The 13,804-nt window shown below is 62.9% G+C and carries 10 protein-coding genes and 1 pseudogene; 8 read left to right on the forward strand and 3 right to left on the reverse strand.

The features are described from left to right. Positions 1 to 24: 24 nt before the first annotated feature. Positions 25 to 744, reverse strand: a complete 720-nt coding sequence (locus Csp2054_RS13915) for a CPBP family intramembrane glutamic endopeptidase (protein WP_176491717.1) — start codon at positions 742 to 744, stop codon at positions 25 to 27. 154 nt (positions 745 to 898) lie between these two features. On the opposite strand from Csp2054_RS13915, the gene Csp2054_RS13920 reads away from it, so the two are divergent. The 7 genes from Csp2054_RS13920 to Csp2054_RS17850 all read left to right on the forward strand — a co-directional run bounded on the left by Csp2054_RS13920 (position 899) and on the right by Csp2054_RS17850 (position 9,276). Next, positions 899 to 2,347 carry a polysaccharide biosynthesis tyrosine autokinase gene (locus Csp2054_RS13920; RefSeq protein ID WP_096900059.1) on the forward strand — a complete coding sequence of 483 codons (1,449 nt, stop codon included), beginning with the start codon at positions 899 to 901 and terminating at the stop codon, positions 2,345 to 2,347. Positions 2,348 to 2,423: 76 nt separating this feature from the next. Then, positions 2,424 to 3,302 (forward strand): hypothetical protein, encoded by an 879-nt coding sequence (locus tag Csp2054_RS13925; protein WP_096900060.1) that lies wholly within the window; start codon positions 2,424 to 2,426, stop codon positions 3,300 to 3,302. 13 nt (positions 3,303 to 3,315) lie between these two features. Further along, the gene (locus Csp2054_RS13930) at positions 3,316 to 4,782 is read left to right on the forward strand and encodes a sugar transferase (RefSeq protein WP_255252755.1); all 1,467 of its coding nucleotides are present in this window, start codon (positions 3,316 to 3,318) and stop codon (positions 4,780 to 4,782) included. A gap of 134 nt (positions 4,783 to 4,916) precedes the next feature. Continuing rightward, a complete protein-coding gene (locus Csp2054_RS17845) occupies positions 4,917 to 6,044 on the forward strand; it encodes an O-antigen ligase family protein (RefSeq protein WP_141399273.1) in 1,128 nt (375 codons plus the stop codon). After that, on the forward strand, positions 6,031 to 7,320 hold the full coding sequence (locus Csp2054_RS13935) for an oligosaccharide flippase family protein (protein WP_096900062.1): 1,290 nt from the start codon (positions 6,031 to 6,033) through the stop codon (positions 7,318 to 7,320). Before Csp2054_RS17845 ends, Csp2054_RS13935 begins: the two co-directional genes overlap by 14 nt. Positions 7,321 to 7,334: 14 nt before the next feature. Continuing rightward, positions 7,335 to 8,423 carry a glycosyltransferase family 4 protein gene (locus Csp2054_RS13940; RefSeq protein ID WP_176491719.1) on the forward strand — a complete coding sequence of 363 codons (1,089 nt, stop codon included), beginning with the start codon at positions 7,335 to 7,337 and terminating at the stop codon, positions 8,421 to 8,423. 319 nt (positions 8,424 to 8,742) lie between these two features. After that, a complete protein-coding gene (locus Csp2054_RS17850; RefSeq protein WP_141399274.1) occupies positions 8,743 to 9,276 on the forward strand; it encodes a hypothetical protein in 534 nt (177 codons plus the stop codon). A 394-nt stretch (positions 9,277 to 9,670) separates the two neighbouring features. On the opposite strand, the gene Csp2054_RS13945 is transcribed toward Csp2054_RS17850, so the two are convergent. Both Csp2054_RS13945 and Csp2054_RS13950 read right to left on the reverse strand, forming a co-directional pair. Beyond that, the gene (locus Csp2054_RS13945; protein ID WP_096900064.1) at positions 9,671 to 10,786 is read right to left on the reverse strand and encodes a glycosyltransferase family 4 protein; all 1,116 of its coding nucleotides are present in this window, start codon (positions 10,784 to 10,786) and stop codon (positions 9,671 to 9,673) included. Between the two features lie 915 nt (positions 10,787 to 11,701). After that, positions 11,702 to 12,853 carry a glycosyltransferase gene (locus Csp2054_RS13950; protein WP_217990926.1) on the reverse strand — a complete coding sequence of 384 codons (1,152 nt, stop codon included), beginning with the start codon at positions 12,851 to 12,853 and terminating at the stop codon, positions 11,702 to 11,704. 204 nt (positions 12,854 to 13,057) lie between these two features. Here Csp2054_RS13950 and Csp2054_RS13955 point away from each other — a divergent pair. Then, a pseudogene (locus Csp2054_RS13955) lies at positions 13,058 to 13,777 on the forward strand (GDP-L-fucose synthase family protein); the annotation flags it as partial. Positions 13,778 to 13,804: the final 27 nt, after the last annotated feature.

Consider the following 13,804-nt stretch of genomic DNA (forward strand, 5'->3'; position numbering starts at 1 on the left):
GTGCGCGCCGTGCGCTGACCCGCGTCAGCGCGGCCAGGTCGCGACAACGGCCACCGCGTTGAACAGCACGTGGGCGACGACCGCGCCACCGATCCGGTCCGTCATCGCGACGAGCGTGCCGGTCAGGACGCCGAGCACGAAGGTCGTCAGGAACACCTGGAACCCGCCGACCGCGGTCGTCGCGGACCCGAGGAACAGGTGCGACAGCGCGAACAGGAACGCGGTCAGCAGGACGGCGAGCCAGCGGGTCCGTGGCGTCAGCTCGTCGGCCAGGAGCCGCTGGAACAGGCCGCGGAAGAACAGCTCCTCGAGCAGGGGGCTGACGAGCACGACGCCGATCGCCGACACCACGAGCAGTCCGACGTCCGGGGTGCCGAGCGACGGGACCGGTGCGAGCCCGGTGCTGCCCGTCAACGCCAGCGACAGGACGACGTCGAACACCCGCACGACGATCACGATGCCGAGCGCGAACACCAGGTCACCGAGCTCGACGCGGAACCGACCGAGGGTTCCCCGACCACTCCGGGCGAGCACCCACACGGCCCCGAGCACGAGCGGGACCCACACCGCAGCGTCGCCGAGCAGCACCTGTGCCACGGGTGACGGCACCGCACCCCGCAGCGTCAGCGCGCTCGCGATCCGCGTGAGCGCCACCGCCACCGCCAGCGCGATCAGCAGCGCGACGAGGTCCCGTTGCCGTGCCGTCGAGGGTTCACCGGCCGCCTGTTCGGGCTGCGTCGTCATGGGGCGAGCGTAGAGGACGCCCGGCGCGGATCCGGGCGCGGAACCGAGCGCCGCTCGAACCTGTGACATCATTTACATGTCGTGTGCTGGGAAACCCCCGGCTTGACCTGTGACGGGACCACAGGAACGGCGAGGATCGGGGAAGGCGGGCCGCGTGGAACTGCGCGACTACATCACTGTGCTCCGGAAGGGGTGGGTACTCATCCTGGTGCTGGCCCTGGTGGGCGTGGCAGCAGCGGCCGGGTTCTCCCTGCTGAAGAAGCCGGTGTACTCGGCATCCGCGCAGGTGTTCGTGTCGACGGAGACGTCGGGCAGCGCGAGTGACCTGGCGCAGGGCAACACGTTCACGCAGCAGCGCGTGCTGACCTACTCCAACCTGGTCTCGACGCCGATCGTGCTCCTGCCCGTGATCTCCTCGCTCCACCTCGACGTGAACGCGGACCAGCTCGCGAAGCAGGTGACGGCGACGGCGCCGACGAGCACCACCCTGATCTCGATCACGGTGCAGGACACCGACCCCGTCCGGGCGACCGAGATCGCGAACGCCACCTCGCAGAGCCTGACCAACGTCGTGCAGGACATCGAGGCGACCGACGCCAGCGGCAAGGCCACCGTCAAGCTCACCCGGGTCAAGCAGGCCGACGTGCCGAGCACGCCGGTCAGCCCCAACGTCCCCGTCAACGTCGCCCTGGGCCTGCTCGTCGGCCTCGCCCTCGGGGTCGGCATCGCCGTGCTGCGGGAGACCCTCGACAACCGTGTCCGCACCGAGCAGGACGTCGAGAAGATCAGCCCGAAGCCGGTCGTCGGCGGCATCGCGTTCGACAACAAGGCATCCGAGCGTCCGCTCATCGTGCAGGTCGACCCCCGCAGCCCCCGTGCCGAGTCGTTCCGCACGCTCCGCACCAACCTGCAGTTCCTCGAACTCGACGCCGGCGCCCGCACCTTCGTGATGACCTCGTCGATGCAGTCGGAGGGCAAGAGCACCACGGTCGCCAACCTCGCGATCGCCCTCGACAGCGCCGGGTTCCGCGTCATCCTGATCGACGCCGACCTCCGTCGTCCGCGCGTCGCCGAGTACATGGACGTCGACGGGGCAGCGGGCCTCACCGACGTGCTCATCGGCCGGGCCGCGCTCGAGGACGTCGCACAGCCCTGGGGCCGCGGCAACCTCGTGGTGCTCCCCGCCGGGCAGATCCCGCCGAACCCGTCCGAGCTGCTCGGCTCGAAGGCGATGGAAAACCTGATCGCCGCGCTCGAGCAGCAGTTCGACTACGTGCTCTTCGACGCACCGCCGCTGCTCCCGGTGACCGACGCCGCCATCCTCGCCAAGAAGGTCTCCGGCGCGATCGTCGCGGTCGCCGCCGGCAAGACCCACAAGGGCCAGCTCGCGGCCGCCGTGTCGTCGCTCGACAACGTCGCAGCGCCGATCGCCGGGTTCGTCATCACGATGATGCCGGTCCGCGGTCCCGGGGCCTACGGCTACGGGCGCTACGGCTACGGGTACGGCTACGGGCTGGACGAAGCCGAGACGACCCGTCGCGACACGGGAGCACCCAAGAAGGTGCGGGGCAAGCTCGGCACGGTGCGACGAGCAGATCGCTGAGGCCGGGGGAGACATGCGTGGTAGCCGGGGGACCCGAAGCGTCGGCAGCACCTTCAGACGGAACACCCTGATCGGGGTGGCCGCCGTGGTCGTGCTCCTCGTCGTGGTCGACGTGGTGCTCGTCGCGATGGCGATGGCGCGCACCGCGCCCGGCTCCTTCGGCACGCCGGGTCCGGTCCCGACCTTCGGCAGGACCGACACGGCGACGCCGTCCGCCACCCCCGACGCGAGCGCATCCGCCCAGGCCGCCGCGACCGCGTCGGCCAGGCGACTGCTGTCCGCAGTCGCCGGACGGGAGGCATGGCGCGCCTCCAGTGCGACCTGTTCCGACGCGCAGGTGGTGCTGGAACACACCGTCGACGGCGGAGCGACCTGGTCGCCCGTCGCCGTCGGCGACGACGTGCGTGCCCTGTGGGGCATGCGTGCGACGACCGCCGGTCTGTCGGTGCTGGAGGGTGTGGGCGAGGGCTGCACGCAGCAGGAGCGGACCTCCACCGACGGCGGGGCGACGTGGAAGGACGCGACGCCCGGCGCGTCGGGAGCAGCGATCACGCCCGCCGGCGTCCGCCTGGGTTCGACGGTCGTCGAGAACCCGTGCCCCGAGCCCGTCGACGCGTTCGCGGGCGACCGGACCTCCGTGGTGGTCTGCGACGGGCAGCTCGAGTGGCGCACCCGAGGCTCTGCCTGGGTCGACGTCCCGCTCGGCGGCGTCCGGGGCATCGCGGTCGACGGCGACACCTACACGCTGGCCCGGATCGGGACGTCGTCGTGCGACGGGGTGCAGATCGAGACGATGCCGGCCATGGACGTGTCCCCGGCGACCCGGACCACCCCGATCGGCTGCAACGACGTGACGACCGACGGGCCGATCGCCATCGACCGCGTCGGGGACACCGTGTGGATGTGGGCCGGTTCCGACGTTGCCGTGTCGGCGAACGGCGGTGCGACGTGGTGAGCCGGTGCTGGCCGTGACAGCCGAGAGCATCCGCGCTACCCCGTCGCAGGCGACCACGCGCGACTGGAGCACCCGGTACTCGCGCCGCGTGCTCGTCACGGACCTGCTCGCGCTGATCTGGGTCGTGTTCGGCGTGCAGATCGCGTGGCTCGGGTTCAGCTCGAACCTCGCGGCGAACAGCGCGGACCTGCGTCTCAGCTACTTCGCGATCTCGGTCGTCGTGATCATCGTCTGGATGATCGCCCTGGCGTTGTACGACACTCGAGGCGATCGCGTCATCGGCGTGGGCAGCACCGAGTACCGGCTGGTCGCCGACTCCAGCGTCCGGGTGTTCGGCTTGCTCGCCATCGCGGCGTTCCTGCTGCACGTGGACCTGGCCCGCGGGTACGTCCTCATCGCGTTCCCGGTCGGGATCCTCGTCCTGCTGCTGTCACGGTGGATGTGGCGGCAGTGGCTCGTCGCCGAGCGCAAGCACGGCGGGTACTCGGCGCGGGTCCTGCTCGTCGGTTCGACCGCGAGCGTGCTCCACATCGGCCGCGAACTCGCACGTGCTCCCGAGGCCGGTTACCGGGTCGTCGGCGCGACGGTGTCCAGCGGGACGCGCGGCGTGCTCGGCGGGTCGACCATCGAGAGCTTCGGCGGCATCGACGACGTCGCCGAGGCGCTTCGGCTGACCGGTGCCGACACCGTCGTCATCACCAGCTCCGACGACCTGCCCCCGGAGCGGGTCCGCCAGCTCAGCTGGTCGCTCGAGCCGGGTCGGCAGCACCTGGTCGTCGCTCCGAGCCTGACCGACATCGGCGGTCCGCGCATCCACACCCGCCCGGTGCAGGGGCTGCCGCTGATCCACGTCGAGACGCCGACGTACTCCGGCCGGAAGCTCTACACCAAGCGTGCGTTCGACCTGATCGGTTCGCTCGTGCTCATCGTCCTGCTCTCGCCCGTGCTGCTCGTCCTCACGCTCCTGGTGAAGGTCACATCGCCCGGCCCGGTGTTCTTCCTGCAGGAGCGCGTCGGCCTGAACGGCTCGACCTTCCACATGATCAAGTTCCGGTCGATGGTCGTCAACGCCGAGGCACGGCTGCAGGAGCTCAGCGCCCTCGACCGCGCCGAGGGCAACGCTGTCCTGTTCAAGATGAAGAACGACCCGCGGGTGACCCGGGTCGGTGCGTTCATGCGCCGCTACAGCTTGGACGAGGTCCCGCAGCTCTTCAACGTCCTGCTCGGCAACATGTCGCTCGTCGGCCCCCGCCCGCCCCTGTCTCGCGAGGTCGAGCGGTACGACTCCCACGTGCACCGGCGGTTCCTGGTGAAGCCGGGGATGACCGGGCTGTGGCAGGTGAGTGGTCGATCGGATCTGTCGTGGGAGGACTCGGTGCGGCTGGATCTGTACTACGTGGAAAACTGGTCATTGGTCGCGGACATGGTAATCCTGTGGCGGACACTACGAGCTATCAGTGCGGGGGGAGGTGCCTATTGAACCACGCACTCGGAGCGTGGGCGATCTCGCCAAAGAACGCTCATGCCAGCTCAACGAGCGTAACTCGCCACGAGGCCGCATTCTTCCTTGCAGTGGGTGCTTCAGCGGCCTTTCGGACGCTGCAGGTCGGTAGCGTGCATGTCTTCACGATTCTCGTCCTTCTCGCGTTTTTGATGCTTTGGAGCCGGCGTCGACTTTCTTCGAGTGCGACTCTGCTCGGCTTCGCCTTGCTATCCTGCATCGCGCTGGTCGATCTGTCCCTCCTCTGGCCCAATGATGCAGTGAACCCGCTCCTAGCAGTTCAATTTGCGCTCCTCGGGCTGTCAGCGCTCGTGCTTGCACTAGCTGCGGGTCCTATGCAGGTCAAATGGGTCTATCGCGGCGTTCTTTTCGGTGCTAGCGCTTCCTCTCTTGCCGCCGTCCTTCAGCAATTTCGAATTGTTAAAAGCGAGCTGTGGTTGGACAGCAGCGGGCTGGCACGCCCTACCGGGCTGGTTGGAGAGCCAGACTGGGCTGGGTTCTTCGCTGCCTGCGCCATCCTGCTGCTCATTCGCGGCGTCATGAGGAAAGGATCACTTTGGTGGCTGCTGCTTGCGGTCAACAGCGGCGCCGTAGTGTTCTGTTTGGCGCGCGCATCCTGGCTGGCGATGACGATCTCATTTTGTGTCCTCGTCATTGCGAAAATGACCAGGCGCCGGTCGGCTTACCCTCTAATTGTGGGGAGGCAGCTCGTACTCATGGGTAGCCTGGTGCTAGCGCTTGTTCTCGTTGTCGATGCGACATTCCGTGAAGTAGTGCAGAATCGCATTCTCAGTATATTCTCACCCGAGCACAGGGATCTCAACGCTGTCTATCGACAACAGCAACTGGACGGTCTGTGGACCCTTGTCCGTAGCGCCCCATGGCACGGGCTCGGCTTGTCTTCGAGCGCGAGGGTCAGTAGCACCGGAATCATCGGGGTTGACGGCAGCAACAGTGTCGCAACGAATTGGGTACTTGGCCTGCTCGCAGATGCCGGTGTGCTCGCCTGGCCCTTGTTCGTTGTGCTGGTCGTGATCGCACTTCGACGCGTGCAATCGGTGGGTGCTCAGCTATTTGTGATGGTTGCCGTGAATAGCTTGTTCTCTAACTTACTGTTTTCGCCCGTCATGTGGCTAGCAATCGCCTTCGCGCTTTCTAATGACGGGTCCGAAAGCGCCCCGGGCGCTCTTGTAAGCGGGTCAAGGTTCAAGATATCAGAAGAGCGGTATGTCGCAAAATAGCGTCAAATCTGCGATTCTGATTGCTAGCGTCGGCAACGCAGTGCCCGCGGCTCTCGGGTTCCTTAGCGCGCCGGTACTCGCACGCGCGTTCTCCACCTCGGACCGGGGGGAACTTGCGGCTGCGACATCGCTCTTACTACTGGCCACTAGTGCAATGTCGTTCGGAATCCCAGAATCGCTTACCTTCCACGTTGCCCGACGATTGGCTGGAGCGCATCTCGTGCTGAAGGCTAGCTTGCTAGTTATCTTCGTTGGGAGCGTGGTGTGGATCGCATTGGTGTGCGTCACGCCCGTCATCTACAAGAGCGAGCCCCAAATTCAGTCACTGGTCCGCATTGCTCTGGCTGCTCTCATACCGACCCTTTTAGTCGGGGCACTGCGAGGGATAGCGATCGGACAACAGCGCTGGTGGCTAGTAACTGTTGAGAAAGCCATAGGCGCCGCCTCGCGCCTGGGGGCCCTCGTCGTCCTTGTATTGTTAGGTGAACTCTCCCAATATGCGGCTGTGCTGATAGTTTCGCTCAGTGGTTTCTTCGGGGGGATAGTTTACGTTGGGCTCGCCTGGCGAGGAGGAGCCGGGCTTGAAATGAGAGCGGAGAGCACGAGCCTCAAGACTCTCATGTCCTACGGTAGCCGTGTGTGGGTCGGATCGCTGACGGGTATTCTCCTGAGCCGCCTAGATCAAGCGATAATGGCCCCGATTGCGGGAAGCGCAGCACTTGGGATTTACGTCGTCGCTGCGACCATCGTCGAACTTGCGCTGGTGCTGAATAGTGCGGTGAGCGCAGTCATGTTCTCAAAACAATCATCGACCATTGATGACGCGCAGCTGGGCTTTGCTGCTCGGGTATCAACGCTACTGACAGCGCTGGTGTCGCTCGCGATAGCGGTCGCGGCACCAGTGGCCGTTCCCCTTACTTTTGGCCCCGATTACTATGCCGCGATTCCGGTGCTGGGAGTTCTTCTGCTTGGTGTGGTGCTCGCCAACCCGGGGTCCGTGGCGGGTGCGGGTCTCAACGCGCGGGGCCGACCCGGTTTACGAAGCACAGCCCTTTTACTTGGTCTCGCCGTCAACGTACTGCTACTTTTTCCGCTCGGAGCAGCGTATGGTGCATTAGGGGCTGCCATAGCTACACTGGCTGGTACTTTTGTTGCGGGGTGGATGAATATCGTCTTCTTGCGTTTGTTCTTCGGAATCGAAAGTGTTCAGTTCATGGCGATCCGTTTGTCCGACTTGCGGAGGGTCGCGTCCGTGATCAGGCCGCGCAAGCAATGAAAACGAGGTTGTCAGTGGCTGAGAAGACCATTACGTACGTCGCGAGTACAGAATACGACGGCGGAGCCGAACGGCACATCAAGCGCCTTGCAGAAACTGTCCAACCCGACTGGACGGTTTCTCTGCTGGGCCACCTGGAGGCCTCTCGTGGTGCGCTACGTACGCTGGGGACATACGCGTTGGGTGGAAAGTGGGTGACGCGAAACCTTCCGCTGGCTTTCGTTCGCTTGCCTTTCGAAAGACGAAAAGCACTGAGGGCCGCGAAAGAATCGCCGTCGCTCATTTACCACATGCATTTCAAGCGAGAGCAGATTGGGTTCAGCCGTGCCTTCAGCAGATTGGGCTCAGTCATTTGGACAGAGCACGGTGTGTTTCCGGAACGGCTGTTCGGTCTGATTCTGCGACCGTTCTACCGACGAGCATCCCGCCATGTGGACACAATCGCATGCGTGTCGGAGAAGGTTCGAGATAGCTTGACAGTGGTCCTCGGTTCGGATAAGAAGCTCATCGTCATACCCAATGCCATCGATGTTGCGCGTTATAAAGAGGCGAGATTAGAAGAGCGCGACGCAGCAAGGATGAACTTCTCCTTCCCGTCGGAGCGTCGAGTCGCGCTAGTCATCGGCCGACTGGCAGCGGCGAAGCGTCCTGCGCTGGCGGTGGACGCTGCCTTAGCTGCAGGTTGCCTCGTGCTTGTCGCGGGATCCGGGCCCGAGGAAGCGCAGCTCCTAGCGAGGTACGAGCAGGTGAAGGAGGTCGTTATCGTCGGGGAGGTCGACGACACGCGACAGCTGTGGGCTGCGGCGGACGTCCACTTGTTTCTGTCCAATGGCGAGGGGGAGGGGCTGCCGACCGTGCTTCTCGAAGCGGCGGCGTCGTCTGTCCCCAGCGTCGCGGCAGTCGATGGTGGATTCGGGGAACTTGCGGTTTCGTTAGGTGGCATCGTTGCCGACCCCACTGTTCAGGCAATCGCGTCTGCAATTAAGGCGTCAGAGGTATTGACCATCGACCAGAATGTACTACGCGAGTATGATCTAGTTTCCTGGCGCCTCAGACACCTCCAGATGTACGAGAAGGCAGTGCGTGATGTTAAATATGAGTGAGTTGATGGGCCTCCTGCGGTCTGCACACTCGATGGCTCTTATGCAGCTACGAAATTATCTTGTCGGCTCGGCAGTGCTCGACCCATCGAGCGGCACGATTGTAAGTCTGACGTCTTATGGACCGCGCCTCGCTTACGTGCATCTAGCCATCGAGAGTATCGCGCGGGGAAGCTCGCGGCCTAGTCGACTGATACTTTGGTTGGAGGAGGATGCGAGTCGTCTTTCACTGTCTGCATCAATCAGACGGTTGCAGAGACGCGGACTCGAGGTCCGCTTTGTCCAAGACGTTGGATCTCACAAGAAATATTGGCCTCTAGTGGTGGACGACGAGTTTAGCGGTCAAGCGGTTGTGTTGGCTGACGACGATGTGGTCTATCCGACTTACTGGTTGACACGTCTGGAACGCGAGTACGCAAGGGGGCGGGCTGACGTCATTGCGCATCGGGCGGTTGAGATTGCGTTTGCTAGCTCGGGCAAGCCACTTCCGTATGCGATGTGGAAGCATGCGGGCGCTGCCGATGTCAGCGCGAGAGTCCTGCCCACGGGCGTCGGCGGAGTCCTCTATAGTCCGGCAGCGCTCGATGCCGTCCGTCGCGCCGGCGCGGGGTTCAAGGAAGTCGCGCCGCGTGCCGATGATTTGTGGTTGCATTTCTGTGTGGTGAGCGCCGGGTTCTGCCCCCTGCAAATCGAGGACACTTTGCGGCGAGACTTCGTTGATGTTCGTGGCACTGGTAGTCAAACGCTGACTATGGCTAATGTCGGTGGAGGCGGGAACGACGCGGTTTTTGCTGAACTTCTCATGTGGGGCTCGTACCGTGATGCGCTACGTCAGGGGTGTCACGCGGCCGATTAGCCAGATTGCCGTCGAGGTTCTTCGACTACTCCCAGGCATTCCACTCAAGCAAACGAGCGACTGCAGCGCGGGGGACGCGTCGCGTATACAACGTGCCCTGAGTTCACGTCGGCGCAAAGGCCGAGCGTGAGCCGAGGACCGTTGGTGTTGTAGCACGGTAGGGGAGCCCCGAGGGCGTCGTTGTAACACGCCTAATCGAGTACCAGCCGATAGGAGTGCTAGCGGGACAATCTACGGCAATGAGTTGTCTCGGCCCCGGCGAGCCCACGCAGATGGGGAGTAGTGCGTCGCAGGCATTTGCACGGTTCGGAGAATCAATTAAGAAAGCTCGTCGCTGAAGATCCCCGAGTCTGAACGGCAGGTCTGCTGTTGGACAGCTCACCAATTGGACCGCTCAGTCGGCTGGTTCATTGTTGACGTCTCCGTAGAGGTACTCGGCCGCAACTACTCTGCCATCGCGCAGAGGGAGGTCATCCGTCACACTCCCGGGGGACAAGCGTGCATCAAGGGCCAGGCATATGCTCTCGGCTAGCGATGCGGCGGAGGGCTCGTCGTGAGTCGCGAAGTGACCACACTTCCTCAGCCAAGGTGCGAGTCCAGTCTCGTTGGTCGTAACGACGGTCAGCCCGGCAACTAAGGCGTCGTGTATCGGCAGGCCGATCTGCTCCCGCCAGCGGCCGTAGCGAACCGATGGTGCGATCAGGATGCGCGAATCATTCAGCTCGTTCGCTATAGAACCTTGCGAGAGGAAACCAGCCCATCGCCTCGACGTTGACCGTAGACAGACGAAGCGCTCGACAACATCTCGCAGCTCGCCATCCCCGATAATGAGAAGCGACACATCAGGGCGGCGTTGCTCCACGAGGGGCCAAGCCTCGGTGAGAAGTTTGATCCCTTTACGTTCTTCTAGTTGGCCTACGAAGCAAGCCACGGGTCTGCGCTCGAGTCGATTCACCGCCCCCGGCTTTGCGGGTAGGTTGAGGATCACCGTACTGGCAATCCTCGGAACCAGAGGGAAGCTTCGATACGTGTCGCGCGCGGACGGACTCGCGAAGGCAAGGCGTTCGAAAGCGGCATATATGTAGATTCCGATGGTGTGCCGAAGCGCGACTGTGAGGAGTGGATTTGACATGCGCGGCCCGAAAAGTGCGCTTGAGTTATTATTCTCCAGGCAGTAGGTGCGGAATCGTCGCATTCGGCCGCGTAGTAGTCCTCCGATGAAAAAGCTACAAAAAGCTGCTACCTGAAGCGGGAGGAGGCGCATCCAGAGAGGCTCCCAAATCTCCACGAATGGTGCCTTAGTCGCGAGTAAAATGTACAATAGTTTTGTCGGGGTGATTCGCCGGATCGAGATGGCCTGGTCGTTGGTGAGATCGTATTTTCCCCACAGATAGTAAGTGTTCGCTTCCGGCCACTGCTCTAGCAGCTTTAGATGATAGGGCCGGAGCTCAGGAATCACCCGGAGTGGGATCGCTCTCATCCGTCGAGCCACTCGGCCCAAGAGGCGCATGCTCTTTCGTATACTACAAGCGAAGTGCCCGCCGATCTCGTTTCCCCCACAGCACTCTCGATGGCTCTTACCCAGCTCGAGACGTTCGAGGGGTCCGACACCAACGCGGGGTGTTTTGCGCCGTACATTGTCGAGAGCGAACTGTCCCGCGGGCCAACGACGGGAGTCGCGCGCTCGAGGGCTCTCAGGGCGATACCGGATTGGTAAAATCGGTGGTAAGGGAGCAGGATGGCGGAACTTGTATCAATTAGACCATCAAGTTCTGACTCCGAAACGAAAGTATCCGAGACAGTCCATCCCGTAACGGCGGGCCACCCGCGCCCAACGATTTCGAGTTTGTAGTTTCGAAGCTCAGGAGATCGGGACAGCTCCTCAAGGATGGAGATGTCACGGGTGCCTTTGAATTGCCCGAGTACTCGCACCGTAATGTGGCTCGGATTCTCCCGTCGGTGCACCGGCGGCAGCATCGGGTGGGGGAGCGTCTTAGCACGAGGCCTCGTGCGGGGCGCAAGATCCTCTTTTGCGGTGTCGGAATGCACGATGAATTGCCTAACGGGCATGCAACTGACCAGCCAACGCATGATGCGGCCGCTTCCGACGCTCCTCACCAAGGGCACAGGGTCGTGAACGACGATCCAGCAAGCTGCGCTGAAGTTTGCCAAGACGTCGAGGAAGCCGAGAGCGGGCCAGACAACGACGACGCGATCAGCTTCCTTTTTCGCGGCGTTGCGCATCTGCAGGTATTCAACTACCCATCGCACGCGCGACCCGTCCGGGCGTTGCGAAGGCTCGAGTATGGTCGAATGCTTGACTTGCGCCCCAGCTTTTTCCAGCACGTGCGTCAGCTCGGCGGAGTAATGCGACAGGGCGCGCCCCAAAGGATTGACGATAAGTACTCGTAACGCACGTTCCCCGTTAGTCATAGCGACGCTTCCTCAGGCTGAGCGCCCTGGTCGAATCGAACTTTCGCGCACCGTTCGCTCCTTGGTCCGCCAGGTTGCAAAGGCTGCGCTCGTAGGCCTCGCATACGCCATCCCAGGAGTAGTAATTTCCCGCTCGTTGCATAGCGGATGTTACGTAGGTTTCCCGCTCCGATGACTGCATCATGGTTTCGATGCCGTCGAGGACACTGTCAGAAGTTGCTTGAACGAACATGCCCCCATCGCCCAGGGTCTCGCGGTTATAGACCGTGTCGCGAGCTACAATTGGCGCGCCGCTTGCCATGGCCTGCACAAGCGCCGGGTTCGTTCCTCCGACGCTGTGGCCATGAAAGTAGGCCCCCGCATGCTGCCAGAGCGAGCGTAGCCGAACGTCATCGCTGACGTGTCCCAGCCAGGTGACGTTTGACTGCGCGTCAGCGAGCTTGCGGGCAGCAGCATCGAACTCCCCACCAAAGCCGTCGCTACCGACTATGACGACTGGCCACTTATCCGCAAGAGCAGGCACCGCCTCGAAAAACTGGATGACACTGTTCTCAGGTACGAAACGTGCAACGAGGAGGATATACCCGCGATGGTCCAGGCCGGATTCAGTTGGGAGTTCGCCATGCAGGTCACCGCCGTAGGGTATGAATGTCCCCCGGGTGTTGAAATCCTTTTGCCAACGATCTCCGATAGCTCGCGCGTCGAATACAAGTTCGTCAGCCCACCTCGCGGAAAGGATTGCGCCGGCTCGAAACACGGCCTTTGCGGCACGATTCCACTTTGCCCTATCCCACTCAATCCCATCGACGTTCATAAGAGTTGGAATGCCACGCGCGCGAAGCCCTGGCAGAAAGAACCCATTCGCAACGTTCATCACCAATGCTACGTCTGGCTTCGCTAGCATGGTCGAGATCGATGCCGTCGCGCCGAAGGATAGAGTGCTCAACGACTTCGAGTTGAGCCCAAAAGTGAACTTGCTATGTATTTCCGGCCTGGCTGAGTGATCGGCTTCAACAACAGATCCCTTCCGTCCGTAGACAGTTACATCCCAGCCGGCGTCCACGAGGTAGGGGGCGAGCCGGCGAATTGCCGTCTCGAAGCCGCCGTAGTAACTCGGGTATCCACGTGTGCCGATGATGGCCACAGATCGACTCACTGATCGCTCCACTCGTATATGACGGAAGTTTCATGCTACGGCCTAGACTGGAGTCCTCCTCACCATCACGAGCGTGAGCGGTCCCGACAACGATTCTGCTCTTGAGTCGCCGAAGAGATGAAATTTCGCCGACCTGCCCGCGTCCGGATCCGGTGGCGTGCGCCGAGGTTGGTTGCGGTCCTGCTGAACTAAACGATCCCACACGACCGCCTCAGAGAGAACCAGCAGATCCAGGTGAACGTCATGGACGCTGCTGTCGAGCACGGCGTCGAGCGCCTGGTCTTCCTCGGTTCGTCGTGCATCTACCCGAAGCTGGCCGAGCAGCCGATCTACGAGGACGCGCTGCTCACCGGACACCTCGAACCGACCAACGACGCCTACGCGATCGCCAAGATCGCTGGGATCCTCCAGGTGCAGGCAGTGCGACGGCAGCACGGGCTGCCGTGGATCTCCGCGATGCCGACCAACCTCTACGGTCCCGGCGACAACTTCTCGCCGACGGGCTCCCACGTGCTGCCGGCACTGATCCGCCGCTACGACGAAGCCGTGCGGGACGGTGTCGGCCGTGTCGAGAACTGGGGGACCGGATCGCCGCGGCGTGAGTTCCTGCACGTCGACGACATGGCGTCCGCGGTGTTCCACCTCATCGAGCACTACGACGGCCCCGGGCAGGTCAACGTCGGTACCGGTTCAGACGTGACGATCCGTGAGATCGCCGACACGATCGCGAAGGTCGTCGGGTTCGAGGGCGAGACGGTCTGGGACACGTCGAAGCCGGACGGCACGCCACAGAAGCTCCTCGACGTGTCGAAGCTCGCCGAGGCGGGCTGGACCGCGCAGATCGGGCTCGAAGAGGGTCTGCGGAGCACCATCGACTGGTTCCATGAGCACGCCGATTCGATCCGCCAGTGAACCCGAACGGACATGAGGGACCGTAAG

This window comes from Curtobacterium sp. 'Ferrero', assembly GCF_002412165.1.
GTDB lineage: Bacteria > Actinomycetota > Actinomycetes > Actinomycetales > Microbacteriaceae > Curtobacterium.

Bases quoted from the DNA above. Each gene is read 5' to 3' on its own strand.
- Csp2054_RS13915 (WP_176491717.1), bottom strand. From the start codon at position 744: ATGACGACGCAGCCCGAACAGGCGGCCGGTGAACCCTCGACGGCACGG.
- Csp2054_RS13935 (WP_096900062.1), top strand. From the start codon at position 6,031: ATGTCGCAAAATAGCGTCAAATCTGCGATTCTGATTGCTAGCGTCGGC.
- Csp2054_RS13945 (WP_096900064.1), bottom strand. From the start codon at position 10,786: ATGCGCCTCTTGGGCCGAGTGGCTCGACGGATGAGAGCGATCCCACTC.